The organism is Haemophilus seminalis (assembly GCF_006384255.1).
Lineage (GTDB): Bacteria > Pseudomonadota > Gammaproteobacteria > Enterobacterales > Pasteurellaceae > Haemophilus > Haemophilus seminalis.
This window is the reverse complement of the sequence record NZ_VCED01000003.1, coordinates 316,266-340,738: the sequence shown is the minus strand read 5'-3', so window position 1 is coordinate 340,738 and position 24,473 is coordinate 316,266. Positions and strand designations below refer to the sequence as shown.

General features: G+C 37.4%; 21 protein-coding genes and 4 tRNA genes. 15 read left to right on the top strand and 10 right to left on the bottom strand.

Going from position 1 to position 24,473, the window contains the following annotated elements:
* Positions 1 to 2,946, top strand: coding sequence for a bifunctional [glutamate--ammonia ligase]-adenylyl-L-tyrosine phosphorylase/[glutamate--ammonia-ligase] adenylyltransferase (gene glnE / locus FE813_RS06045; RefSeq protein ID WP_139989866.1), 2,946 nt, complete (start codon positions 1 to 3; stop codon positions 2,944 to 2,946).
* Between the two features lie 20 nt (positions 2,947 to 2,966).
* On the opposite strand, the gene recN is transcribed toward glnE, so the two are convergent.
* Both recN and FE813_RS06035 read right to left on the bottom strand, forming a co-directional pair.
* Entirely contained in the window at positions 2,967 to 4,643 is a 1,677-nt protein-coding gene (recN, locus tag FE813_RS06040) for a DNA repair protein RecN (protein ID WP_139989865.1), read from the bottom strand.
* A 110-nt stretch (positions 4,644 to 4,753) separates the two neighbouring features.
* A complete protein-coding gene (locus tag FE813_RS06035; RefSeq protein WP_032825633.1) occupies positions 4,754 to 5,644 on the bottom strand; it encodes an NAD(+) kinase in 891 nt (296 codons plus the stop codon).
* Positions 5,645 to 5,744: 100 nt separating this feature from the next.
* Between FE813_RS06035 and grpE the strand changes: the two genes are divergently transcribed.
* From grpE to FE813_RS06005, 6 genes are all read left to right on the top strand, one after another.
* On the top strand, positions 5,745 to 6,341 hold the full coding sequence (grpE, locus tag FE813_RS06030) for a nucleotide exchange factor GrpE (RefSeq protein WP_048954173.1): 597 nt from the start codon (positions 5,745 to 5,747) through the stop codon (positions 6,339 to 6,341).
* A 67-nt stretch (positions 6,342 to 6,408) separates the two neighbouring features.
* The gene (locus FE813_RS06025) at positions 6,409 to 6,828 is read left to right on the top strand and encodes a nucleotidyltransferase substrate binding protein (RefSeq protein ID WP_139989864.1); all 420 of its coding nucleotides are present in this window, start codon (positions 6,409 to 6,411) and stop codon (positions 6,826 to 6,828) included.
* A complete protein-coding gene (locus FE813_RS06020) occupies positions 6,812 to 7,105 on the top strand; it encodes a nucleotidyltransferase family protein (protein WP_111696527.1) in 294 nt (97 codons plus the stop codon). The genes FE813_RS06025 and FE813_RS06020 overlap by 17 nt, the downstream gene beginning before the upstream one ends.
* Before the next feature lie 224 nt (positions 7,106 to 7,329).
* Positions 7,330 to 9,453, top strand: a complete 2,124-nt coding sequence (nrdD, locus tag FE813_RS06015; RefSeq protein WP_139989863.1) for an anaerobic ribonucleoside-triphosphate reductase — start codon at positions 7,330 to 7,332, stop codon at positions 9,451 to 9,453.
* A gap of 650 nt (positions 9,454 to 10,103) precedes the next feature.
* Positions 10,104 to 10,964 carry an acyl-CoA thioesterase II gene (gene tesB, locus FE813_RS06010; RefSeq protein ID WP_139989862.1) on the top strand — a complete coding sequence of 287 codons (861 nt, stop codon included), beginning with the start codon at positions 10,104 to 10,106 and terminating at the stop codon, positions 10,962 to 10,964.
* Positions 10,965 to 10,974: 10 nt separating this feature from the next.
* The gene (locus tag FE813_RS06005; protein ID WP_139989861.1) at positions 10,975 to 11,841 is read left to right on the top strand and encodes a ferritin-like domain-containing protein; all 867 of its coding nucleotides are present in this window, start codon (positions 10,975 to 10,977) and stop codon (positions 11,839 to 11,841) included.
* 192 nt (positions 11,842 to 12,033) lie between these two features.
* On the opposite strand, the gene trxA is transcribed toward FE813_RS06005, so the two are convergent.
* Together trxA and FE813_RS05995 are read right to left on the bottom strand one after the other, a co-directional pair.
* Positions 12,034 to 12,357 carry a thioredoxin gene (gene trxA / locus FE813_RS06000; RefSeq protein ID WP_048954178.1) on the bottom strand — a complete coding sequence of 108 codons (324 nt, stop codon included), beginning with the start codon at positions 12,355 to 12,357 and terminating at the stop codon, positions 12,034 to 12,036.
* A 149-nt stretch (positions 12,358 to 12,506) separates the two neighbouring features.
* Positions 12,507 to 13,616, bottom strand: coding sequence for a methionine biosynthesis PLP-dependent protein (locus FE813_RS05995; RefSeq protein WP_139989860.1), 1,110 nt, complete (start codon positions 13,614 to 13,616; stop codon positions 12,507 to 12,509).
* A gap of 246 nt (positions 13,617 to 13,862) precedes the next feature.
* Between FE813_RS05995 and FE813_RS05990 the strand changes: the two genes are divergently transcribed.
* The 4 genes from FE813_RS05990 to FE813_RS05975 all read left to right on the top strand — a co-directional run bounded on the left by FE813_RS05990 (position 13,863) and on the right by FE813_RS05975 (position 14,258).
* Positions 13,863 to 13,938 (top strand) — tRNA-Gly (locus FE813_RS05990).
* A gap of 6 nt (positions 13,939 to 13,944) precedes the next feature.
* Positions 13,945 to 14,018 (top strand) — tRNA-Cys (locus FE813_RS05985).
* Positions 14,019 to 14,045: 27 nt separating this feature from the next.
* A tRNA-Leu gene (locus tag FE813_RS05980) sits at positions 14,046 to 14,132 on the top strand.
* A gap of 50 nt (positions 14,133 to 14,182) precedes the next feature.
* A tRNA-Lys gene (locus FE813_RS05975) sits at positions 14,183 to 14,258 on the top strand.
* Positions 14,259 to 14,402: 144 nt separating this feature from the next.
* On the opposite strand, the gene FE813_RS05970 is transcribed toward FE813_RS05975, so the two are convergent.
* Positions 14,403 to 15,023, bottom strand: coding sequence for a YagU family protein (locus FE813_RS05970; protein ID WP_139989859.1), 621 nt, complete (start codon positions 15,021 to 15,023; stop codon positions 14,403 to 14,405).
* A 197-nt stretch (positions 15,024 to 15,220) separates the two neighbouring features.
* On the opposite strand from FE813_RS05970, the gene FE813_RS05965 reads away from it, so the two are divergent.
* Entirely contained in the window at positions 15,221 to 16,270 is a 1,050-nt protein-coding gene (locus tag FE813_RS05965) for an AI-2E family transporter (protein ID WP_139989858.1), read from the top strand.
* Positions 16,271 to 16,332: 62 nt separating this feature from the next.
* Here FE813_RS05965 and xerD read toward each other — a convergent pair whose 3' ends face one another.
* From xerD to proC, 3 genes are read right to left on the bottom strand one after another with little or no spacing between them, the layout of a single operon-like run.
* Positions 16,333 to 17,226, bottom strand: coding sequence for a site-specific tyrosine recombinase XerD (xerD, locus tag FE813_RS05960; RefSeq protein WP_139989857.1), 894 nt, complete (start codon positions 17,224 to 17,226; stop codon positions 16,333 to 16,335).
* Positions 17,227 to 17,256: 30 nt separating this feature from the next.
* Positions 17,257 to 18,423 (bottom strand): 3-phenylpropionate MFS transporter, encoded by a 1,167-nt coding sequence (locus tag FE813_RS05955; protein ID WP_139989856.1) that lies wholly within the window; start codon positions 18,421 to 18,423, stop codon positions 17,257 to 17,259.
* The gene (gene proC / locus FE813_RS05950) at positions 18,423 to 19,238 is read right to left on the bottom strand and encodes a pyrroline-5-carboxylate reductase (RefSeq protein ID WP_139989855.1); all 816 of its coding nucleotides are present in this window, start codon (positions 19,236 to 19,238) and stop codon (positions 18,423 to 18,425) included. Before proC ends, FE813_RS05955 begins: the two co-directional genes overlap by 1 nt.
* A gap of 65 nt (positions 19,239 to 19,303) precedes the next feature.
* Here proC and rdgC point away from each other — a divergent pair, with 65 nt between their 5' ends.
* Positions 19,304 to 20,212 carry a recombination-associated protein RdgC gene (gene rdgC, locus FE813_RS05945; RefSeq protein WP_139989854.1) on the top strand — a complete coding sequence of 303 codons (909 nt, stop codon included), beginning with the start codon at positions 19,304 to 19,306 and terminating at the stop codon, positions 20,210 to 20,212.
* A 28-nt stretch (positions 20,213 to 20,240) separates the two neighbouring features.
* On the opposite strand, the gene brnQ is transcribed toward rdgC, so the two are convergent.
* Positions 20,241 to 21,551 carry a branched-chain amino acid transport system II carrier protein gene (gene brnQ / locus FE813_RS05940; protein WP_139989853.1) on the bottom strand — a complete coding sequence of 437 codons (1,311 nt, stop codon included), beginning with the start codon at positions 21,549 to 21,551 and terminating at the stop codon, positions 20,241 to 20,243.
* 234 nt (positions 21,552 to 21,785) lie between these two features.
* Here brnQ and nhaA point away from each other — a divergent pair, with 234 nt between their 5' ends.
* Positions 21,786 to 22,949 carry a Na+/H+ antiporter NhaA gene (gene nhaA, locus FE813_RS05935; RefSeq protein WP_139989852.1) on the top strand — a complete coding sequence of 388 codons (1,164 nt, stop codon included), beginning with the start codon at positions 21,786 to 21,788 and terminating at the stop codon, positions 22,947 to 22,949.
* Between the two features lie 38 nt (positions 22,950 to 22,987).
* On the opposite strand, the gene FE813_RS05930 is transcribed toward nhaA, so the two are convergent.
* A complete protein-coding gene (locus FE813_RS05930) occupies positions 22,988 to 23,449 on the bottom strand; it encodes an Lrp/AsnC family transcriptional regulator (RefSeq protein WP_048954187.1) in 462 nt (153 codons plus the stop codon).
* Positions 23,450 to 23,568: 119 nt separating this feature from the next.
* Here FE813_RS05930 and rarD point away from each other — a divergent pair, with 119 nt between their 5' ends.
* The gene (gene rarD, locus FE813_RS05925) at positions 23,569 to 24,459 is read left to right on the top strand and encodes an EamA family transporter RarD (protein ID WP_180978692.1); all 891 of its coding nucleotides are present in this window, start codon (positions 23,569 to 23,571) and stop codon (positions 24,457 to 24,459) included.
* The last annotated feature ends 14 nt before the right edge of the window (positions 24,460 to 24,473 follow it).

Below are 24,473 nucleotides of genomic sequence, written 5' to 3'. Positions count from 1 at the left end.
ATGACCGCACTTTCTGCCCTCATTGAACAAAAATTACAATCTCTTGGCACAATCCTGTGCCAATCTTTTCCAGAACTTTCCCCAGAAAAAATTCACGAAGCTATTCAACAAAATTCAAATCATCCAGAACTGCCTGTTTATCAATTAGGCTATGCTATGGCAATGTCTGACTTTGTGGAAAAAGTCTTGCAAAAATACCCGCACTTGGTGAAACAATGGTGGGAAAAATCGCCCTGTTTTGCAGATTGCTCTGCCTATATTGAACGTTTGAATAGAGAGTTAGCCAATGTACATGACGAAACCGCACTCTATCAAACATTACGCCAATTCCGTAACATTGAAATGGTAAAATTAAGTTTTTGTCAAAGTTTGAATCTTGCGACTGTTGAGGAAATTTTTGTTCAGCTTTCACAACTTGCAGAAAGTTTAATTATCGCTGCCCGCGATTGGCTTTATTATCAAGCCTGTGCAGAAATGGGTACGCCAATGGATGAACAAGGCAACCCGCAACAGCTTTATATTCTAGGCATGGGGAAATTAGGTGGCTTTGAACTCAATTTTTCCTCGGATATTGATTTAATTTTCACTTATCCATCACAAGGGGAAACGTCTATTGAGAATACGAATGCTCGACGTTCGGTGGATAATGGAAAATTTTTTACGCGTTTAGGGCAACGCCTTATTTCTGCCTTAGATGAATTTACTTCTGATGGTTTTGTGTATCGAACCGATATGCGCTTGCGCCCATTTGGTGACAGCGGTGCACTTGTTCTCAGCTTTGCGGCAATGGAACAATATTATCAAGATCAAGGTAGAGATTGGGAACGCTATGCGATGATTAAAGGGCGAGTATTGGGCGCACAAACAAAGGATCCCAACGTTTCAAAATTGCAAAAAATGTTACGCCCCTTTGTGTATCGTCGCTATATTGACTTTAGTGTGATTCAATCTTTACGCGAAATGAAAGGCAAAATTGAGCGAGAAGTACGCCGTCGTGGTTTGAAAAATAATATTAAACTAGGTGCAGGTGGTATTCGTGAAGTCGAATTTATCGTGCAAGTTTTTCAACTCATTCGAGGCGGGCGAGAAATCAATCTGCAACAACATTCACTCTTAAAGATCTTGCCTGAAATTACCAAACTAGGATTAATTACCGAGCAACAATTCCACGATTTACGTGAAAGTTATATTTTTTTACGCCGCGTAGAAAACATTCTACAAGCTATTAACGATCAACAAACTCAAACACTACCAACCGATGAAATAGATCAAATTCGTTTAGTCGAGGCATGTAAAACATTCACCTGTTTAAATGAAAATAATCAAACCATTGAAAAACATTATCCAATAGAAAATTGGGACGATTTTTACCGCACTTTGCAACAAAAACAAGAAAAAGTGCGGGCGGTATTTACTCAATTAATCGGTGATGAACAAGACGAGCCTTCACAAACTGATAGCCAATGGCAAGATTTTTTAGAAGCAGATTTTGAGGATATTGAACAGATATTATTAGAGAGCGGAATATCAGAAAATAATATTGACGAAGTTTTAGAAAAGCTTGCTCAATTCAAAGACAGCCTAAATCACAGAGTGATTGGTTCGCGTGGGCGTGATGTTTTGAGTCATTTGATGCCAACAGTACTTGCACTCATTTTTGAACAAGAAAATTACCGCACTTTGCTTCCACGGATTCTGAACATTATTGAAAAAATTTCGAGTCGCACGACTTATTTAGAATTATTATTGGAAAATCCTCGCGCACTTCAGCAAGTTATTGAACTTTGTGCGCAGTCTCAACTTATTTCAGAGCAACTGGCCCGCCATCCTATCTTATTAGATGAATTGCTTAATACAGAAGCGCTACGCCATCCGTTGCCATTTACCCAATATCCTGCAGAGTTACACCAATATTTGCTTCGTTTACCACCTGATGATGAAGAACAGCTTATTGATGCTTTACGTCAATTTAAACAAGCAACCCTATTAAAAGTGGCCGCAGCAGATATATTGGGGACATTACCGGTGATGAAGGTAAGCGATCATTTAACCTATCTTGCCGAAGCGATTATTGAAGTCGTTGTGAATCTAGCTTGGAAACAAGTTTCATCTAGATTTGGTGTACCTGAACATTTACAAAATGATGAAAAAGGATTTTTAGTGATTGGTTATGGAAAACTGGGTGGTATTGAACTCGGTTATAAATCCGATTTAGACCTCGTATTTTTGTACGATGCCGTAGAAAGTCAAACAACAGGTGGAAAAAAAGTGATTGATAGCAATCAATTTTACCTACGCTTGGCACAAAAGATTGTAAGTATTTTCAGCATAAATACTTCCGCTGGCGTACTTTATGAGGCTGATATGCGCCTACGCCCGTCTGGCGATGCTGGCTTAATTGGCTGCTCTCTTTCTGCATTTGCCCATTATCAATTAAATGAAGCTTGGACATGGGAAAAACAAGCGCTTGTGCGTGCTCGCCCAGTATTTGGTGAATCATCTCTTAAAACGAAATTTGAGCATATCCGCCAACAAGTACTTTCTGCATCACGAGATATTGAGCAATTAAAACGAGATGTTGTGGAGATGCGAGAAAAAATGTTCACACATTTGTCCCATTCAAAAGATGGTGAATTTAATCTTAAAACAGATCGCGGCGGTATCACTGATATTGAATTTATCGCTCAATATTTAATGCTTGCCAATGCTCCGCAAAACCCACAACTGACAAAATGGTCAGACAACGTACGTATTTTCAATGATATGGCAGAGGCTCAAATTATTAGCCAAACAGACTGCGACACATTAAAACAATGTTATGTTGATTTACGCAATGCTATTCACCATTTAAATTTGATAGGTAAATCCTCTGTTGTAGATGAAACTGAATTTGTCAAAGAGCGGTCATTTATTCAAGCATTTTGGGATAAGCTATTTAATTCATAAAATAGAAATTAAACCCCATTTTAATGAACTAGATCTAGCATTTCCTGTGCATTGGCTAAGGCTAATTCTGTAATTTCACTTCCGCCCAAAAGTCTTGCCAAGGCTGGTACACGTTCAGCTTGTGAAAGTGCGGTCATTTGTGTTTCAGTTTTATTATCCACAGTAAATTTTTCTACATTGAACTGATGGTGGCCATGACAAGCAACCTGTGGCAAGTGGGTTACGCATAATACTTGGCAACGTTCACTTAATTGACGTAAAAGTTTTCCGACAACACTGGCTGTTTTTCCGCTAATACCCACATCCACTTCATCGAAAATTAACGTTGGAATAGCCGATTGATCAGAAGTTAAAACTTGAATGGCTAAAGAAATACGAGAAAGCTCACCACCAGAGGCAATTTTAGCTAACGGTTGAGGTTGTTGACCTAAATTACTACGCAAAGTAAAAATCACATTATCCGCACCGTTTGATCCTACTTTATCTAAATCCGTATTCAACTCTACATAAAATTCTGCATTTTCCATTGCAAGTTGTTTTATCGACTGCGTGACATTCTGCGCTAAGCGAGCTGCAGAGTGCTGACGACTTGCAGTTAATGCGCTAGCTATTGCTTGCATTTGTTCAAATGCGAGTTTTTCTTGCTCAATCAACATATCTTCACTTTCAGAAAAATCTAAAAGTGCGGTTAATTCTGCTTTTAATTTTTTGTGATGTTCCACAAGATCTTCAGGCTTAACTTGATGTTTACGAGCAAGTTGTAAAGCCTGACTAATTCTCTGTTCGATTTCCTGTAAAAGTTGAGGATCCTGCTCGATATTACTCGATAAATTTCGCACTTCACTGGTTGCTTCTTGCACTTGAATCAATGCATCATTCAACATACTTTGCACTTCAGCATATTGCGGATCAAGTTCAGCTAATTCATCAATATATTGTGTCGCACGATAAAGCAAACTATCGATATTTACCGTATCATTTTCACTTAAAATTTGCAGGGCTGATTGAGAAAGTTGAGTTAACTGTTCACTGCTAGATAAACGACGTTGTTCATCTTCTAATTCCAAATATTCATTTGGTCGAAGGTTAAACTCATCTAACTCATCCACTTGATACTGTAAAAGTTGTTTACGAGCTTCATTTTCTGCCACTTTTTGTTGAAAGGTTTTAACTTGATTTTGAAGATTTTTCCATGCCTGATAATCTTCACGCATTTTCACAAGTAATTCAGAATGAGCGGCAAAATTATCAACTAACTGAAGCTGATAGTCATTTTTTAGCAATAATTGAGAAGCGTGCTGCCCATTAATATGAACAAGATATTGACCAATTTCTTTTAATTGAGACGCGGATACAGGAGTACTATTAATAAAAGCTTTAGAACGTCCGTCCGCATTAATCACACGACGCAAAATACATTCAGTTGGATTATCTGGATCTTGTAATTCTTGCTCATTCAACCATTGATAAGCAGGATTATGCGATTCTAGTTGAAAAGTTGCACAAATTTCTGCACGTTCTTGCCCTTCGCGTACCATTGAGGTTTCTACTCTTTGTCCGAAACATAAACCTAAAGCATCAATGGCAATAGATTTACCAGCCCCAGTTTCTCCAGTAATAACAGACATTCCTTTCGCCAATTCGATATCAAGCTGGCGAACAATCGCAAAATTATTGATAGTAAGTTGAGTAAGCATAGCAAAATCCTTTAACTGTATATCAATCATATTACAGCTGATTTAATTTACAGTAAAGGATTTTTTTACAGTATTTTACTGATACATTTCCACTAGGCTTTTTATAAAAATCAAAATGATTTCAACCAACCTAATTTGGTACTTAATACATTGTAATAATTATAATTTTTCAGATGAAGCAAGCGAAGTTTATGCTCGCTTTTTTGAATATGCACCACGTCATCAGGCGTAAAAGGTAAGGCTATTTGACTATCACAACCCACTTCCAATTGAGATGTATTATGCTCAGCAAAACGAATCGATATTTTGCTATCACCATCAATAACAAGGGGACGAGAAGTTAATGTATGCGGAAACATTGGCACTAGCGCAATCGCATTAAGATTCGGTGTCAAAATCGGACCACCAGCGGAAAGAGAATAAGCCGTAGAGCCTGTTGGAGTAGAAACAATTAATCCATCAGAACGTTGTGAAAATGCAAACTTATCATTGATATATACATGAAAATCGATCATATGCGCAATTTTTGCAGGGTGAATAACCGCCTCATTCACAGCATTCCCAGTCGATACAATTTCACCTGCACGCTCAATTTTTGCTTCCAATAAAAAACGTTCTTCCACAAAGAATTCTCCACGCTCTAAACAAGCTTCAAGTTGAGCATAAGCATTTTTCGGGTCAATATCTGTTAAAAATCCCAAATTACCACGGTTGATACCAATCAATGGAATATCATATTTTGCTAATACGCGAGCACGCCCCAACATATTGCCATCACCACCAATCACAATAACCAACTGTGCTTGGCAACCAATTTCATCAAGTGTTGCAAGATTTTCTGCAGGAAGCCCCAGTTTTTCAGCAACATCTTTTTCCATCATTACTTGATAGCCGCGTTCCGTTAACCAGTGAAACAAATTTTTGTGCATTTGTAGGTTAATATCATTTCTAGGTTTTCCTACAAGCCCAATGGTTTTAAAGGAACGATATAAATTATTCATAAAATAAACCGCACTTGAATTTAACATTTTCGTCATTATATAGTTTTTTGTTAGACTATAGATAACGACTATGGCGAATTTTGTATTTACGGAGAAAAAAATGTCAGAACAAGAACAAAAAATTGAAACCCCAGAAGTAGAAAAGCAAGAAGACGCTGTTGTGGAAGAAACACAACAAACAGAGCCTTCTCAAGAACTTGATCCTTTAGAAGAAGCTATTGCGCGAGTGCAAGAGCTTGAAGAACAGCTAAAAACTCAAATAGAAGAAGCGGCAAACAAAGAACAGGATATTTTACTTCGCTCTCGTGCTGAAATTGAAAATCTTCGTCGTCGTACTGAACAAGACGTAGAAAAAGCACATAAATTCGCATTAGAAAAATTCTCAAAAGACATTTTGAATACTATCGATAACCTAGAGCGTGCACTTGCCACTCCAGCAAATAAAGAAGATGAAAGCGTAAAAGCCTTATTTGACGGCGTAGAACTGACCTTAAAAGAATTAGTTTCAACCGTTGGTCGTTTTGGTGTAGAAGCTGTGGGGGTTGTCGGTGAAGCATTTAATCCTGATTTACATCAAGCCATTTCAATGCAGCCTGCTGAAGGCTTTGAAACCAATCAAATTAGCGTCGTATTGCAAAAAGGCTACACCTTAAATGGTCGAGTCATTCGCCCAGCGATGGTAATGGTGGCCGCTTAAGCCATAAGATAAAAAAGAGCGGTCGATTTTTCGGCCGTTTTTACCAATCACTCCATAAGGATCCGCAATGGTTGATTTCGATCTCACACCTTTAAAAAAGGCTATTTTACGGTTAGAAGAGGGTCTAATTCGTTATCAAGAAGACATTTCTGATATTCAAATTCGCGATGGTTTGGTTCAACGCTTTGAATTTACGTATGAAATTAGCCATAAAATCCTTAAACGTTATTTAGAAAAAACCTCCGCTAACCCTGATGAATTTGATGAAATGACTTTTCAAAATATCATCCGATTAGGAAATGAAAAAAATCTATTAATGAGAGATTGGACATATTGGCGAAAATTTCGAGATATGCGAAGCCGTACAAGCCACACTTACGATGAAGAAACTGCCATTCAGGTTGTATCTGGCATACCTGAATTTTTACAAGAAGCCAAATTTTTACAACAGGCTCTACAAGAGAAATTAGATGCTTATCATTTCTAGTCAAGAGCTTGAGATTATCAAAGCAATTTTGCAACGCTATGTGCCCGAACATTCTGTTTGGGCATTTGGTTCACGTGTTAAAGGCACGACAAAACCCTATTCAGATTTAGATTTGGCCATCATAACAAACACCCCGCTTAATTTACAAACTCACGCCGATCTAGTTGATGCCTTTTCCGAATCTGACTTGCCTTGGCGCGTTGATCTTGTAGATTGGTCATTAACTAGCGAAAAATTTAAACAAATCATTTTAAATTGTTACGAAGTCATTCAGTAATCTATTCCCTCAGTCAAAACTTTGATCTCGCTCACAAAATCAAAAAATATTTGAGAAAAGTTCTCAACAACTTAATTTGATATTTTTCTAATAAAATCAATCTCTAACAAAATTCTCTTGCAATGAAACGCCTAAAAACACTACATATTGTGTGTTGATTATCTTTTTAGATCTATATATAGTGCACTCCGCATTTCAAAAACACTATATATTGGAGCTATATCATGAGTAACTTTGGGGTCATCAAGCGCGATGGTTCTCGTGCAGAGTTTGAGATTCAACGTATCATCAATGCCATTAAAAAAGCCGCAAGTGCGGTCAATATTTCCGATGAATTTTATTGCCACCAAATTGGGCAAGAAGTAGGAAATGAAATTTTCACCCATCATCAAGGCGAGATTGATATTAATCAGATTCAAAAAATCGTTGAAGATAAATTGATGGCAAGTCGTTATCCCGAGGTTGCTCGTGCGTATATCGAATATCGTCATGATCGTGATTTAGCCCGTGAAAAACGTAGTCAGTTAACAAAAGAAATTGAAGGTTTGATTGAACAAAGCAACGTCGAATTACTTAATGAAAACGCCAATAAAGACGCGAAAGTGATTCCAACACAACGTGATTTGCTTGCTGGTATTGTGGCAAAACATTATGCCAAACACCATATTCTTCCACGCGATGTGGTGGAGGCTCATGAAAAAGGGGAAATTCATTATCACGATTTAGATTACGCGCCGTTCTTCCCAATGTTTAACTGTATGTTAGTTGATTTAAAAGGGATGCTTTCTCGTGGTTTTAAAATGGGCAATGCGGAAATCGAACCGCCAAAATCCATTGGCACCGCAACAGCAGTGACAGCACAAATTATTGCCCAAGTTGCCAGCCATATTTACGGCGGCACAACCATTAATCGAATTGATGAAGTACTTTCCCCTTATGTACAAATCAGTTACGAAAAACACCTCAAACATGCCCAAGAATGGAATGTGCCTGATGTTGAAGGTTATGCAAAAGCATTAATTGAAAAAGAATGTTTCGATGCCTTCCAATCTTTAGAATATGAAGTCAATACACTGCATACTTCGAATGGACAAACACCATTTGTTACCTTTGGTTTTGGTTTAGGTACAAGCTGGCAATCCCGCTTAATTCAGCAAGCTATTTTGAAAAATCGGATTCGTGGACTTGGAAAAAATCATAAAACGCCAGTATTTCCAAAACTTGTTTTCACCATCAAAAAAGGCTTGAACCAAACTAAAGGCGATCCGAATTACGATATCAAACAACTCGCATTGGAATGTGCATCAAAACGTATGTATCCAGATATTCTCAATTACGATCAGGTTGTCAAAGTCACGGGCTCTTTTAAAGCCCCAATGGGATGCCGTAGCTTTCTAGGTGCATACGAAGAAAACGGACGTGAAATTCATGATGGACGTAATAATCTTGGTGTAGTGAGTTTGAATTTACCGCGTATCGCGTTGGAGTCTAAAAACGAAGAAGACTTCTACCGCACTTTAGATGAACGTTTGGCTATTGCGAAAAAAGCATTAATGACGCGTGTTGCCCGCCTTGAAAATACCAAAGCTCGCGTTGCTCCCATTCTTTATATGGAAGGCGCATGCGGAGTACGGTTAAAAGCGGATGAAAATGTGGCACAAATTTTCAAAAATGGACGCGCCTCTATTTCGCTCGGCTATATCGGTATTCACGAAACCATTAATGCACTGTATAAAAAAGGGCATATTTTTGATGATGAACAATTACGTGAAAAAGGCATTGCAATTGTTCACCACCTTAGCGAGGCAGTTAAACGCTGGCAAAAAGAAACTGGCTATGCCTTCAGCCTTTACTCCACGCCAAGCGAAAACTTATGCGACCGCTTCTGCCGTCTAGACACCAAAAAATTTGGCGTGATTGAAGACGTAACGGATAAAGGCTACTACACAAATAGTTACCACTTAGATGTAGAAAAGAAAGTGAATCCTTACGACAAACTGGATTTTGAAATGGCATATCCCCCACTCGCCAGCGGTGGTTTTATTTGCTACGGTGAATATCCAAATATTCAACACAACTTAAAAGCATTGGAAGATGTGTGGGATTATAGCTACGATCGCGTGCCTTACTACGGCACAAACACACCGATTGACGAATGTTATGAATGTGGTTTCACTGGCGAGTTTGAATGTACCAGCAAAGGTTTTGTTTGCCCAAAATGTGGCAATCACGATAGCACAAAAGTGTCTGTCACTCGCCGCGTATGTGGCTATCTAGGCAGCCCTGATGCCCGCCCATTTAATGCGGGAAAACAGGAAGAAGTGAAACGGAGAGTGAAACATTTATAAAAGTGCGGCTAAATTTAGCCGATAACTTAGTACATTTTTTGAAAATAATAGGGCGTGCAATACGCCCTTTATTACGCCTATATTACTCCTATTAGCTTTTCGATATTTTTATCAATAATAAATCTCTATCTACCTCACAATCCCTTTCGAATAGGGCAATGTCTTTCGACTTAAGAAATTCTGCTACTTCAATTTTGTTGTCATGGATGTAATTGAATATCATAGTAAAAACAAAATCGGGTACAGGTCGAGATTTATCACTACCGACTTTACGTTGCCAACAGTTTACTTGGGATTTTGTGATTGAATAACCTTGCTCTTTCATGTAATCAATGAATAATTCTACATTATAAGAAAAAGGGGTCATTCTAAATAATTTAGCAAAGATTGTATTTTTATCCATATTTTCGTAAATATTCAAAATCATTGTTAAAGTTTCTAATTATAACTGTTTAAAGAGAAAATAGCCCTATAAATAACACATAGGGCATTAATTATTTATGTATTGGCCTAGTTGAAAGACATTGCCCTGTTCCAAAGGGATTAAAATTAAGTTTTTACTTCTATCTTAAAATTATTGCTAACTTTGGCATTCCCCAAAATCTCCGCTAAAATAACCGCACTTTTATCGTCTCTTCAAGGAAAGCAATATGTCAGATATTCTCAATAACCTCATTAATCTTCTTAAACTTGAAAAAATTGATGATTTAATCTTTCGCGGTGAAAGCCAAGATTTAGGTTTTCGCCAAGTATTTGGCGGGCAAGTTGTGGCTCAAGCATTATCAGCAGCAATGCAAGTGGCGCCAGAAGATCGCATTTTACATTCTTGTCATGCCTATTTCCTTGCTCCAGGAGACAGCCAATATCCGATTATTTACGATGTGGAAACCTTGCGTGAAGGGCGTAATTTTTCTGCATTACGCGTAAAAGCCATTCAACATAAAAATACCGTTTGTCATGTAACCGCCTCTTTCCAAGTGCCAGAAAAAGGTTTTGAACATCAAAATACGATGCCAAATGTTGGCACGCCTGAAGACTTTACAGATGAAAATGTAATGCTACAAAAAGTGGCTCAAACCTTGCCAGAACCACTCAATGAAAAATTTTCGGCAGAGCGTCCATTTGAGGTACGTACCAAATATTTGAATAATCCATTTAATGGGACAAAATTGCCAGCCGAACAATATTCTTGGTTTAAAACCAATAGTGAAACGCCGCTTGATATGAAAATTCAGCAATGTTTATTGGCTTATTTTTCCGATTTTCACTGTATTTTGACCGCACTTCATCCGCATGAAAAAGGCTTTTTACAAAAAGGAATGAAAGTAGCAACCATTGATCATAGTATTTGGTTCCATCGTCCGTTTGATTTAAATCACTGGCATTTGCACGCAATTGAAAGCAATAATGCGTTTGGAGGCCGTGGCTTAGCACGCGGGCAGATTTTCTCGCAAGATGGTCAATTAATCGCGACAACACAACAAGAAGGCTTGATCCGTTTTAACGAATAAGAGAGAAAAAATGACCGCACTTATTACACAATTTTGGCAACAAGTTGAAATCGCACTAAAAACAGCGAATCCACAAGAAAAATGTAGTTTAGTTAATGATCTCTACGATAATCTTCTGCCACAAATTCAATTGATTAAATTAGAAGATTTTCCTGAAGTCGTGCCGCAAAATAATATTGCTGCTTTTCCTGAAAAACCGCTCTTAGTTGCACCAAAAGATGTGCCAAAACGTTCTTTTGCCACAGAAGAAGGCTATGCTGCCACATTGCACGCAATCGCACATATTGAATTTAATGCGATTAATTTAGGCTTAGATGCGGCTTGGCGATTCGGGCGTAATGCACAAGAAGAACTTGGCGAAGGTTTGGCTTTTGTGAAAGATTGGCTGCGTGTCGCTCGTGAAGAAAGCACGCATTTTTCCTTATTCAATGAACATTTGAAAACATTGGGCTATCAATATGGTGATTTTGAAGGTCATGCTGGATTATGGGAAATGGCGCAAGCCACCGCACACGATATTTGGGAACGAATGGCGTTAGTTCCTCGTGTATTAGAAGCAAGAGGTCTCGATGCAACACCTGTTCTGCAAGAGAAAATCGCACAACGTAAAGATTTCGCCGCGGTGAATATTTTGGATATTATTTTGCGCGATGAAATTGGCCATGTGTATATCGGCAATCATTGGTATCACGCCCTTTCTAAAAAACGTGGTTTGGATGCGATGAAATGCTTTACAGAGCTTTTACACAAATATCGTATTGTGATTTTTAAAGGTGTCATTAATACCGATGCTCGTATTCAAGCAGGTTTCACGCAGCATGAGTTGGATTGGATTTATGAAGTGGAACAAACATTAAAATCTTACATGAAAAAATAAATATCTTAATGTCTTAGACTTTTGTCGTTTGTGCTATTTCTTACTTCCTCATTATGATCTTCAAACTGGAAAACAGAACGCTCAACCCAGCCATCATAAAATAACTACAACAAACAACCACTCAAATTAAAATGATAGGTGATATAAAAAAGCCATACAATTTGTAACTGTATGGCTTTATAGAACATAAAATTAAATGTGTTGATTAATAAAATTTGCCAATTGTGTTTTTGGTAATGCCCCAACTTGAGTAGCAACAACTTGACCATTTTTGATCAATAATAATGTTGGGATACTACGAACACCAAATTGTGCCGGCGTTGTTTGGTTATCATCCACATTCATTTTTACAATTTTTACTTTACCTGCAAATTCAGGAGCAAGCTCATCTAAAACAGGCGCAATCATTTTACAAGGACCACACCACGGTGCCCAAAAATCTAATAATACAGGGATATCTGAATTCACAACAATACTTTCAAAGTCAGCATCATTAATATGTAATACTTCGCTCATTTTTATTTCCTTATTTTATGAATAATGTTCAACACAAGAACATTTTTGATTTACTAGTGAAATGAAGAATAACACTGTTTTAACAAATGTAAACTTATTGTTTTAATTGTCAAAAACTAAATAGCAAGTAAAATCTCACTTTATTCTTATTATTTCAAATTAGAAAATGCCTGTAATAAATCAGCCTTAATATCTTCTACATCTTCAATACCGACTGAAAAACGCAGCAAGGTATTCGTAATTCCACGGGCTACACGCTCAGATTCCGGAATATCCATATGGGTTTGCGTTGCTGGATAAGTAATAAAACTTTCTGTGCCTCCTAGACTTTCTGCAAAAGTAATCAATTTGATGGATTTTAAGAACGTATTAACCCAAGCTTCATCTTGCAAACGGAAAGACAACATCCCACCTTTATTTGGATAAAGCACCGATTCCACTTGTGGTTGAACTTTTAAAAATTCCGCGATGGCTTGTGCATTTTCTTGATGGCGTTTCATGCGCAAAGAAAGGGTCTTCATACCGCGAATAGTCAGCCAAGAATCAAAAGGTGAAAGTACTGCACCCGCACCATTTTGAATATAAGCAATGCGATCACAAAGTTCTTGCCCTTTTGCAACGATTAAACCAACAAGTGCATCATTATGACCAGCAATATATTTAGTCCCGCTGTGAATTACCACATCCGCACCTAAATCTAACGGACGAGAAAGCACAGGCGTTAGAAACGTATTATCCACGATCAACATCAAATTATATTTTTTCGCAAGTTTTGCAATTTCAACCACATCACATTCTTCCATTAAAGGATTTGATGGGGTTTCAATAAAAATCGCTTTTGTATTTGGGTTAATTGCCGCCTCAATTTCATAAGCAGATGCTGTATTGACATAAACAGGTTTTACACTATTGTTATTTTTATAAGAAAAATCTAATAGTCGATAAGTACCACCATACACATCGCTAGAAACGATCCATTCATCTGGTGCGGTGAAAAGCGTCATCAAAACTTGAATGGCAGCCATACCAGAAGAAAACGCAAAGCCACGATCTCCATTCTCTAATTTAGCTATCGTTTCTTCTAATACTGTACGAGTTGGGTTTTTAGTCCGCGTATAGTCAAACCCTGTACTCTCACCAATTCCATGATGCCCATAAGCCGTAGAAAGAAAAATTGGCGCAGAAACTGAACCAGTTCGCTTATCACTTCGATTACCAGCTTGCGCTAATAAGGTATCAATTGCATATTGTTGTATCATAACATCCTCTAAAAACAATAAAAATTCACCGCACTTTCATGCTATAAAATACAGCTGAACATTTTGGCATAAAGGGGAAAGTGATAAAAGCAGAAATTATATTATTGAATAAATTTCTATTTATTCATCATTTTGTGAGAATTATTTAAACAAAGTGAATCTTTTTTAAACGGTTAAAAAAAATTTTTTACTCTATGATTGACAGCTTTTTAAATTTCCGTAAAATGCGCACCACTAACAGCGAATGCGGGAATAGCTCAGTTGGTAGAGCACGACCTTGCCAAGGTCGGGGTCGCGAGTTCGAGCCTCGTTTCCCGCTCCAATTCGTGGCGTGTTAGCAAAGCGGTTATGCACTGGATTGCAAATCCATGTAGCTCGGTTCGACTCCGGGACACGCCTCCATAATACGCAAATGTTAGTTGTCTATATGCCCGAGTGGTGGAATCGGTAGACACAAGGGATTTAAAATCCCTCGCCTTTCGAGGCGTGCCAGTTCAAGTCTGGCTTCGGGCACCATTTAAACACCAATCCAAAGATTTTAAAATTTACTTTAAAATCATCTAATTGGGTCGTTAGCTCAGTCGGTAGAGCAGCGGACTTTTAATCCGTTGGTCGAAGGTTCGAATCCTTCACGACCCACCAATATTAAAAACTTACAACGCTTAAAATTTTATCTTTCGATTACACAAAAAATACTAAATATATTATTCATATTCTATTTAAAATGAAAAAAATAACTGCACTTAGTTTCCTAATATGCAGTTATCTTCATATTAGCTAGAGAAATTAACGTACCTGACCTAATGGAATCTCTGCGTCTGGTTCATTTGTAATGCGATTACGTAAATCACGACGAATCACTTCAATAGTCCAGAACCAGAAAATATGTCCCACTAATTCTGAAATATGTTCATATAATGGCCACTCTGCAACTGGCGGTGTTAAACCTAATGCAGGGAAAGTAATATAGTGAACACAAATATTGGCAATAATACCAGCTCCGATACCCTGCCAAAATTTAATTTTAGGGAAGCGTTCTGCAACTATACAATAACCAATAGCAAATACTAAAGAGAAAATAATATGCGTGACACCAATCCAGTTAAATGCATGATCCGAAAATGTAAATGCAGCTTGAGTCGGGTCAATACCAATATAATCACGTAAAAAAACATGTGGTGGATTTAGAAATGCACGTGAGCATACAGAAAGAATCTGGTCTTGACTTAAACCTGTCACATCCACTTTACAAGCTGCGGCAAAGAAATCAATTGGGCTACGTGGTGGAAATGGATGCTCAGCTCCCCATTTTACAAATGCAGAAATAATTCCTGCGATGATGCCGACAAAAATAGCTACACCATAACGACGACGATTTGCAGGGCTTTGAGTAAAAATACCTGACATATTTTGCTCCGAAATTAAGAAAAAATAACCGCACTTGCTATACAAAATTTAGTCATAACCAAAATACCACACAAATTTTGTTTTAATAACAAAATCTAGGTAGGAGTGTTAAAGAATCTAAAAGATTAGTCAAGTGCCAACTATAAACAACAAATAATTTCACTTATAATAACCCAAAATATTCATTGAGAAGTACTATGTTAGAAATGTTGAGAAATTGGTACATACGCCGATTAAGCGATCCTCAAACAATGGGATTACTTGCTATTTTATTGTTTGGCTTCCTTGCTATTTATTTTTTTGGAAATCTAATCGCACCGCTGCTTATTGCTATCGTATTAGCCTATTTACTCGAAATGCCAATTCGTTTCTTAAACTTACGTTTACGCTTTCCAAGGATCATGGCCACTATTCTTGTCTTTGGTAGTTTTATCAGTATCGCTACCATATTCTTTTTAATTCTTGTGCCAATGCTTTGGAATCAAAGTATTTCCTTATTAAGTGATTTACCTGCGATGTTTAATAAACTCAATGAATGGTTACTTAATCTACCAGAGCATTATCCAGAACTCATTGATTATTCTATGGTAGATTCTATTTTTAATTCCGTACGAGAAAAAATTCTTGGTTTTGGTGAATCGGTGGTGAAACTGTCTTTAACATCAATTATGAACTTAGTTTCTCTCGGTATTTATGCTTTCTTAGTACCACTAATGATGTTCTTCATGTTAAAAGATAAAAAAGAACTTTTACAAGGAGTGAGCCGATTTCTGCCAAGAAACCGTCATTTAGCTTCCAAGGTTTGGACGGAAATGCAACAACAAATTTCTAATTATATTCATGGTAAATTATTAGAAATTTTGATTGTAACTTTAATTACTTATATTATTTTTCTTATTTTTGGCTTGAATTATCCACTTCTCTTAGCATTTGCTGTAGGGCTTTCAGTGTTAGTGCCTTATATTGGAGCTGTGCTTGTCACCATTCCTGTTGCCTTAGTCGCATTATTCCAATTTGGTGTAAGCCCAACATTTTGGTATATCATCATTGCTTTTGCCATAAGTCAACTTTTAGATGGCAATTTACTTGTTCCTTATTTATTCTCTGAGGCAGTAAACTTACATCCATTAGCAATCATTATTTCAGTATTAATTTTCGGTGGATTGTGGGGGTTCTGGGGCGTATTTTTTGCCATTCCACTAGCAACTTTAGTGAAAGCAGTTCTAAATGCTTTACCTGAAGATTAATATAAAATATTCAGATAAAGGAATAATTTAAAACAGTTTATTTCATCACTACGCGTTTTTAATTACCCTCTAGGATGAAATCTTTCATGCAATCGTTTCAATCTCTCTTTTGCCACATGAGTATAAATCTGTGTTGTGGATAAATCTGTATGCCCTAGCAACATTTGCACCACACGTAAATCCGCACCGTGATTCACTAAATGGGTGGCAAAAGCGTGGCGAAGAACGTGAGGGGAAAGTGCATCACCATCAATATCTGCAAGAATGGCATAATGTTTTACACGATGCCAGAAAGTTTGACGAGTCATTTGCTGTGCGCGCTGACTTGGAAACACAACATCAGAACTCTGCCCATTTAAGAGAACAGGGCGACCATAAAGCATAAATTGACGAACCCAATAGGCAGCTTCTTCCCCCATTGGCACAATACGTTCCTTGTTCCCTTTACCAATCACTCGCACCACGCCTTGTTGCACGCTCATGTTTTCAATCGTCAGCGAAACTAACTCCGTGACACGAAGCCCCGTTGCATAAAGCAACTCTAACATTGCTTTATCGCGTAACTCCAAAGGCACGTCCACATCTGGCGTATTGAGCAAATCAGACACTTGTTGCTCAGTTAAATATTTTGGCAAGCGACTGGGTAATTTAGGCGAACTTAGCACCGCACTTGGATCATCCACTCGGTATTTTTCCCGATATAAATATTGGAAAAGTTTACGCATCGCACTTAACATTCGCGCGGTGCTCGTGGCTTTGTAACCTTTCTCCAAACGTTCCCCCAGAAAACCTTGCAAATCAACAGCATCTAAAGTTTCCAAAGACAAGCCGTTTTTATCCAACCAATCACAAAGTGCGGTTAAATCCAAACGATAAGATTGAACGGTATTTTCTGAAAGCCCTTTTTCAATCCAATATTCGTTAAGAAACAAATCAATGAGCGCTAGATTTTTCATATTACTTTTCTACAAGGCAAGCGATGCATCCTATTTATGCTGAACAATCAAAAAGGCATTTAACTTACGAGGAATCACAAAAAATGCTGCAGCTGCAATGATACTCATAAATACAAATGTCATCGCCGGTGACGTTGGATAAATCATGCCAGCAATCGCAGTGAAAATGGCAATGAGCACCCCATTCGATAAACCATTATACAAACCTTGCAACTTCGCAATATGACTTTGCGGTTGCGTAGTGATATAGCGAACAATAGCATAATGGCACACGGCATAAGTCAAACTATGCATAAGTTGCAATAAGAATATCAACCAAAAATCTTCAATATATCCCATTACAGCCCAGCGTCCGATGCACGCAAGCGCAGAAATATAAAGTAGCACACTGATAGAAATATTTTGAAATAAGCGACGAGAAAAGAAAAATAATACAATTTCCGCTAATACGCCAATGCCCCAAAGCAAGCTAGTTTGAGAAACGGAGATCCCAATACTTGTCCAATAAATCGTGCTATAAACATAATAAGCCGCATGAGAGCCTTGAATCAGCCCTACTGCAATCATGACACGCAATGTAATGGGATTTTTCAGTAAAGCAATAAAACCAATATTATTTTGAGTGCCATCTTCAGGTATTTCATCTTTTGGGGGAATGGTTGGTTTTAAAAGCTGAATAATGGTGTAGAAGGATAAAAGTGCGGTCAAAATCCACACGATGTTTTGTTCACCAACCCAGCCAATCATGCCACCGAACACCATTACGCCAAGGATAAAGGCTGAAGAGCCAATTAAACGCACTTTGCCGTAATCCAAGCCGATTTGGCGTTGCCAAGTGGATGCCAATGAATCCCCAATCGGCATTCCCGCTGAATTCACAGAAGCATACAAACCGATAGCAATAAACAACAACCAAAAATTATGCGCAACTAAACTCATAGCCGCCATAATAATGGCCGATGCTAACGCCAATAGACGTAAGGAACTAATAATATGATTCGCTTTTTTAATCAGCGAGGAAAAAAATAATCCGCCCGCAAATCGGAAAATATAAGCACTCCCGATAACTAAACCAATCATTTCTTCACCATATTGTTGTGATTTCAACCATGCTGGGAAGAACGGCAAAAATACGCCATAAGCGCAGTAATAACCAAGAAAGCTCAGTGCGAGCCAATAAAAAGGACGAACTTGCATCAGAATAAAGTTTCCATTTCTTGTGAACGAGACAAACAAGCTTGCATGGCTTGCTCTATTGTTTGATTAAAATGTTGTGCGTCAAATACCGCTAATGCCGCCGCAGTAGTGCCCCCTTTCGAGGTGACATTTTCACGCAAAGTTGAAAGCGCAATTTGCGGATTTTCTGCCACCATTTTTGCTGCACCAAGCATCGATTGCTGCACTAATTCACGCGCAGTTTTTTCATCAATATTCATTTTGATTAAAGCTTGCTGCATCGCTTCCAGCATCAAAAAGAAATAAGCAGGACTACTTCCTGAAGCAGCAGTTACTGCGTGCATTTGAGTTTCATCATCCACCCAAACGGTTCTTCCCACAGATCCCAATAAATCTTGTGCAAAAGTGCGGTAATTTTCACTCGTATTTTTCGGTGCAAATAACCCCGCCATGCCTTTCCCCACTAATGCGGGCGTATTTGGCATGACACGTACTATCGATTTTATACTTGGAATTAATGCGTTCAAGCGTTCAGTTGAAATGCCCGCAGCAATGGAAATTAACAATTTATCGGAAAAATCCACCGCACTTAGTGGCGAACAAACATCAGCCATCATTTGAGGTTTTACCGCAAGCAACACAACTTCCGCTTTGATTACGCTTTCCATATTATTTTCTGAAGTTGCCACACCAAGATTGGCAAAGAATACTCTTTTTTCCTGATTCGGATCATTCACAATAATTTGCTCGGCAGGATAACCTTGTTTCAACAAGCCAAGAATAATAGCCTGCGCCATATTGCCGCCGCCAATAAAGGCAATCAATTTGTGTTGCATCGTTTTTCCTACTTTTATGGGCTATAATGCCGCACATTCTACCCTATATTGAAGGAAGTGTTACGATGTGGTTCAAAAATTTAATGACTTATAGACTAACTAAACCGCTAGATTGGGATCTTGCACAGCTACAAACTCAACTGGAAGATTGTCAATTCCATCCTTGCGGTGCCCAAGATCAAAGTAAATTTGGCTGGTCAGCCCCATTACGAGGAAGTGATTTACTCTATTTTTCTGTAGGAAAGCAAATTCTATTAGTGGCGAAAAAAGAAGAAAAAATCTTGCCGGCAAATGTGGTCAAACGTGAATTAGATGAACGCATTGAAAGCCTTGAACAAAAAGAAAATCGTAAACTTAAAAAGGTAGAAAAACAAACATTAAAAGATGATGTCGTGATGAATTTATTACCTCGTGCGTTTAGTAAAAATCAGCATACGGCGCTATGGATTGATACGGAAAATAATCTTATTCATGTTGATGCCGCATCGAGTAAACGCGCGGAAGATGCGCTCGCATTACTGCGCAAATCCTTAGGTTCGCTCCCTGTCATGCCTTTAGCCTTCGCGAATGAACCCTGCACGATTTTAACGAATTGGATAGTTCAAGATAGCTTACCGCATTGGTTAATTGCATTAGAAGAAGCCGAGCTTCGCGGCAGTCAGGAAGATAGCGTTATCCGTTGTAAAAAACAACCCTTAGAAAATGAAGAAATTCTCGCTCTTCTGCAAGATGGCAAAAAAGTAGTAAGTAAATTAGCCTTAGAATGGGAAGATACCTTAACTTTCGTTTTTAACGAGGATTGCAGCCTCAAACGTTTAAAATTTGCAGATAGTGTACGCGAAAAAAATGATGATATTCTGAAAGAAGATTTTGCACAGCGTTTCGATGCAGATTTTGTACTGATGACAGGTATTTTAGCCAAACTCACCGAAAATTTATTAGGTGAATTTGGCGGAGAAAAAACTAGATTATAAAGATATGCGGCTAAAAAATGCCGCAACTTTATTTTTTAATGTTAGTAAATAACTTTCCTATAAAAATGCTCACTACAAGCATCACGAATGCCGGCACTAACCATGCCATTCCTTCTGATGAAAGAGGAAAATTTTTCAATAATATGTTAATGCTTTCAGGTAACATTTGTACATTATTTAAACTATCACATAAGCTAAAGCATAGCGTGACAATTAAAGAACTATAGTAAGTCAATTTTATTGATGGTAATTTATCACGTAAAAATTGCAAAAACACTAATACAATCGCTATAGGATAGATCAATAATAGGGCCGGAATCGTAATACGAAGTAAATCAGTTAAACCATATTGAGAAACAGTGATTGTCATTGCAGTAAAAATTGCTACCCAAAACGGATAAGAAAAACGTACTGAAAATTTCGCAAAATAATCAGCTGCAGCACTCGTTACACCAACAAGAGTAGTTAAACTTGCTAGTACGATAATTCCCGCCATAATCCAAGTACCTGCTGAACCAAACAATGCCCCCACATAACGTGAGAAAACTTGTCCACCATTTGTTACACCTTCAGCAACCGAGGCACTTGTTGCACCAAGGTAAAAGAGTGAAAAGTATAATCCAGCAAGCAAAATGACTGAAACAAAACCTGCTGAAATGGTATATTTCACAATATCTTTTGTATGAACTACATTTTTTGCGGCAAGTGCACGTGAGACAATTCCGCCAAATGCAATAGCGGCAAGCACATCCATAGTTTGATAACCACTTGTTAAACCGATGAATAAAGCCTGACCAGACTCATAAGCTTTCGTGGGAGCCTGAATCTCAGATAATGGAGAAATAAAAACTGTCACCGCTACCACAACTAATAACACCAATAATGCAGGTGTCATAAATTTACCTACACTTGAAATAATCGTGTTTGGACGAATCATAAATCCCATCGCGATTAAGTTAAAAACAAGAGAAAAAACAAATCTAACTGTTGAATTATCCTCCATCAATCCTAAAGGTAACCATGCCATTTCATAAGCAACATTTGTAATTCGCGGCATGGCAAAGGTAGAACCAATTGTTAAATATAAAATAACAAGAAAAGCAGTCCCTGTCCATTTAGGTAAATCTTTCGTTAATTCTTCACCTCGCCCTAAAATAGAAACAACAACCAATGTAATAAAAGGCATAAAAACACCAGTTAATACAAACCCAAAAGAAGCACTAGCCCAATTGTACCCGGCAGTAAAACCTTCCATTGGTGGAAAAATAATATTCCCAGCCCCTAAAAATAAAGCGAAGATCATCATCCCCAAAACAATAATATCTTTACGTGAAAACATAATTTCTAACCCTAAAATAAAAAGGCGTGCATTCTACAATAATTTATTACAATGCACATAAAATCCCTATTTAATAATACGAAAAATGAGATATTCATCACAATATAATTCATGTTATCAGCAATTCATACAAAATGCTGGCAAAATCTTTCTCTCATTCCCCATTTCATATAAAAATATGCTAGTATGAGTCCTTTGTTAATTTTTTGTTATTGATTTTTGAAGGGGGATTACGTGTTACAACTTATCCAGCGATTTTTAAAATTAGAATCTGCCGGTGGAATTTTATTACTTTTATCTGCTGTAGCTGCAATGTTATTGGCCAATTCACCATTAAGTGAACAATATAATAACTTCTTAAATTTACCCGTAAGCATACAAATTGGCCATTTTGTAATCGATAAAACATTAATTCATTGGATCAATGATGGCTTTATGGCTGTATTTTTTATATTGGTCGGTATGGAAGTCAAAAAAGAATTATTTGAAGGCTCACTTTCTAGCTATCAACAAGCTATTTTCCCTGCTATAGCCGCAATAGGAGGAATGATTATTCCTGCTATCGTATATTGGTTCATTGCTAAACAAGATCCTAGTTTAGTGAATGGCTGGGCGATTCCTATGGCAACAGACATAGCCTTTGCTCTTGGCATTATGGCATTGCTCAGTAAACAAGTTCCACTTCCACTCAAAATTTTCTTGCTAGCGCTCGCTATTATAGATGACTTAGGTGCTATCGTTGTCATAGCCCTATTCTTTTCACATGGATTAAGCGTGCAAGCACTCTTCTTTTCAGCTATCGCTATTATTGCATTAGTTTTATTAAACCGATTCAAAGTTTCTGCACTATGTGCCTACATGGTTGTTGGCGCAATTTTATGGGCTTCTGTTTTAAAATCAGGTGTTCATGCAACATTAGCTGGCGTAATTATTGGCTTTTGTATCCCATTGAATGGGAAAAATGGTGAAAAACCACTACATGATTTTGAACATATCCTCGCACCTTGGTCGTCATTTATTATTCTGCCTCTATTTGCTTTTGCTAATGCTGGAGTAAGCTTTGAAGGACTCAATTTCACAATGCTCTCTTCCCCGTTATTATTAGCTATTGCACTTGGCTTAATTATAGGCAAACCAGTAGGTGTTTTTAGCTTTAGCTATATCTCCGTAAAATTAGGTTTAGCCAAATTACCTAACGGAGTTAATTTTAAACAAATTTTTGCCGTTGCGCTTTTGTGTGGAATTGGCTTTACAATGTCAATGTTTCTCGCAAGCCTTGCATTTGAGGCTGGCGCAGGTGAAACTATAAATACTCTATCAAGATTAGGTATTTTATTAGGATCAACTATTTCTGCCATCATCGGCTATTTTTGTTTAAAACAAACGACAAAGCCTTAGCATTATAATTGCAAAGTGCGGTGATTTTTCACCGCACTTTATAACACAATACCACTATCCGCCTTTGTAAAATTCATTACAAATAAACTTTTGAAAGTACGCACATGATACTCACCTGTTAAAACACGACGAGTAAATGCATGATAACTTTCCATATCTTTAACATGTAATAGCAACATAAAATCATAATCTCCAGAAATTTCATAACAACTGACAACATCTGATTCTTGTCTCATTTTACGCTCAAACTGCTCTTGATAATAAGAATGTTGATTGTTCATTTCCACCATCACAAATACACTAATTGTCCGTCCTACAGCTTTAGGAGAAACAATAGCCACTTGTTTAGTTATCACGCCTTTTTCTATTAAAAATTGAATTCGTCGTTGGCAAGTTGCAATAGAACTATTAACATTTACAGCCAATTCTTTTAAAGGTATTGTTGCATCTTGTTGTAATGCATTTAGAATATCTCGATCTAATTTATCAAGGGAATTCATAAAAATTTTTCTCACAAATCTGGCTAAATAGATAAAATTTATCACAAAGCTTCATAAATTGAGAATTTTTATTTCTATAACAACCTATAATAATTTCATCTTCAATGATGGAGTTTTCAATGAAATTAATGACTCAAGGCATATTGCTTTGCATCTTTTCTCAACTTTTATTTGGTGTCCTTTATTTATTCAGCTTATGGTTACAACCATTAAGTGGAACTGACGTTTTCGCGTGGCGAATGGTAACAATGATATTTGGTCTATTATTGATTTTATTTCCAACAATTGGTTGTAAATCAATTTTACATTTAATGACCAACATACTTGGCTATAACTGGAAACGTTGGATACTTTTCTTACTCGGTACATTTGATGCAGGAAGCCAATTTTGGCTCTTTATGTGGGCTCCGCTTAATAACGAAGGTGTAAATATTGCTATGGGATACTTCCTTTTTCCGCTTGTGATGGCTCTATTTGGAAGAATTTGGCTTAAGGAACAATTATCATCCACTCAAAAAATTGCTTTATTACTTGCCGCTTGTGGTGTATTCCATGAACTCTGGCATACACAAAGTTTTTCATGGACAAGCCTTTGGGTTTGTGCAGTATATCCCTTCTATTATTTAAGTAGAAAAGCCATGAAAATTCCTGCCTTGCAAGGCATCACCCTTGATGTAATCTTAATATCCATTCCTTCTGTCATTTATTTATCTTACCAAAGCGATAGTTTGTCTTTGATTCTTCATAATTTTCACTACTGGTACTTATTACCAGCACTAGGAATTGTCAGTGCAGTTTCACTTTCTGCAAATTTAAAATCTAGCCAGCAAATTCCTGTTAGTATTTTTGCCGTATTAAGCTATATCGAACCAGTCTTATTATTTTTAATTGCAGTATTTATTTTAAATATTCCAATGACGATAAGTGACTACTTCACCTACGTTCCTATTTGGCTAAGCTTAGGCTTGTTAGGATTAAATGGATTAATAAAAAAGCGAGATAATTATTAATTACATTATATGAT

What these genes read in the sequence shown, in the direction of transcription:
- glnE (WP_139989866.1), top strand. Translation starts at nt 1, where the DNA reads ATGACCGCACTTTCTGCCCTCATTGAACAAAAATTACAATCTCTTGGC.
- recN (WP_139989865.1), bottom strand. Translation starts at nt 4,643, where the DNA reads ATGCTTACTCAACTTACTATCAATAATTTTGCGATTGTTCGCCAGCTT.
- FE813_RS06035 (WP_032825633.1), bottom strand. Translation starts at nt 5,644, where the DNA reads ATGAATAATTTATATCGTTCCTTTAAAACCATTGGGCTTGTAGGAAAA.
- grpE (WP_048954173.1), top strand. Translation starts at nt 5,745, where the DNA reads ATGTCAGAACAAGAACAAAAAATTGAAACCCCAGAAGTAGAAAAGCAA.
- FE813_RS06025 (WP_139989864.1), top strand. Translation starts at nt 6,409, where the DNA reads ATGGTTGATTTCGATCTCACACCTTTAAAAAAGGCTATTTTACGGTTA.
- FE813_RS06020 (WP_111696527.1), top strand. Translation starts at nt 6,812, where the DNA reads ATGCTTATCATTTCTAGTCAAGAGCTTGAGATTATCAAAGCAATTTTG.
- nrdD (WP_139989863.1), top strand. Translation starts at nt 7,330, where the DNA reads ATGAGTAACTTTGGGGTCATCAAGCGCGATGGTTCTCGTGCAGAGTTT.
- tesB (WP_139989862.1), top strand. Translation starts at nt 10,104, where the DNA reads ATGTCAGATATTCTCAATAACCTCATTAATCTTCTTAAACTTGAAAAA.
- FE813_RS06005 (WP_139989861.1), top strand. Translation starts at nt 10,975, where the DNA reads ATGACCGCACTTATTACACAATTTTGGCAACAAGTTGAAATCGCACTA.
- trxA (WP_048954178.1), bottom strand. Translation starts at nt 12,357, where the DNA reads ATGAGCGAAGTATTACATATTAATGATGCTGACTTTGAAAGTATTGTT.
- FE813_RS05995 (WP_139989860.1), bottom strand. Translation starts at nt 13,616, where the DNA reads ATGATACAACAATATGCAATTGATACCTTATTAGCGCAAGCTGGTAAT.
- FE813_RS05970 (WP_139989859.1), bottom strand. Translation starts at nt 15,023, where the DNA reads ATGTCAGGTATTTTTACTCAAAGCCCTGCAAATCGTCGTCGTTATGGT.
- FE813_RS05965 (WP_139989858.1), top strand. Translation starts at nt 15,221, where the DNA reads ATGTTAGAAATGTTGAGAAATTGGTACATACGCCGATTAAGCGATCCT.
- xerD (WP_139989857.1), bottom strand. Translation starts at nt 17,226, where the DNA reads ATGAAAAATCTAGCGCTCATTGATTTGTTTCTTAACGAATATTGGATT.
- FE813_RS05955 (WP_139989856.1), bottom strand. Translation starts at nt 18,423, where the DNA reads ATGCAAGTTCGTCCTTTTTATTGGCTCGCACTGAGCTTTCTTGGTTAT.
- proC (WP_139989855.1), bottom strand. Translation starts at nt 19,238, where the DNA reads ATGCAACACAAATTGATTGCCTTTATTGGCGGCGGCAATATGGCGCAG.
- rdgC (WP_139989854.1), top strand. Translation starts at nt 19,304, where the DNA reads ATGTGGTTCAAAAATTTAATGACTTATAGACTAACTAAACCGCTAGAT.
- brnQ (WP_139989853.1), bottom strand. Translation starts at nt 21,551, where the DNA reads ATGTTTTCACGTAAAGATATTATTGTTTTGGGGATGATGATCTTCGCT.
- FE813_RS05930 (WP_048954187.1), bottom strand. Translation starts at nt 23,449, where the DNA reads ATGAATTCCCTTGATAAATTAGATCGAGATATTCTAAATGCATTACAA.
- rarD (WP_180978692.1), top strand. Translation starts at nt 23,569, where the DNA reads ATGAAATTAATGACTCAAGGCATATTGCTTTGCATCTTTTCTCAACTT.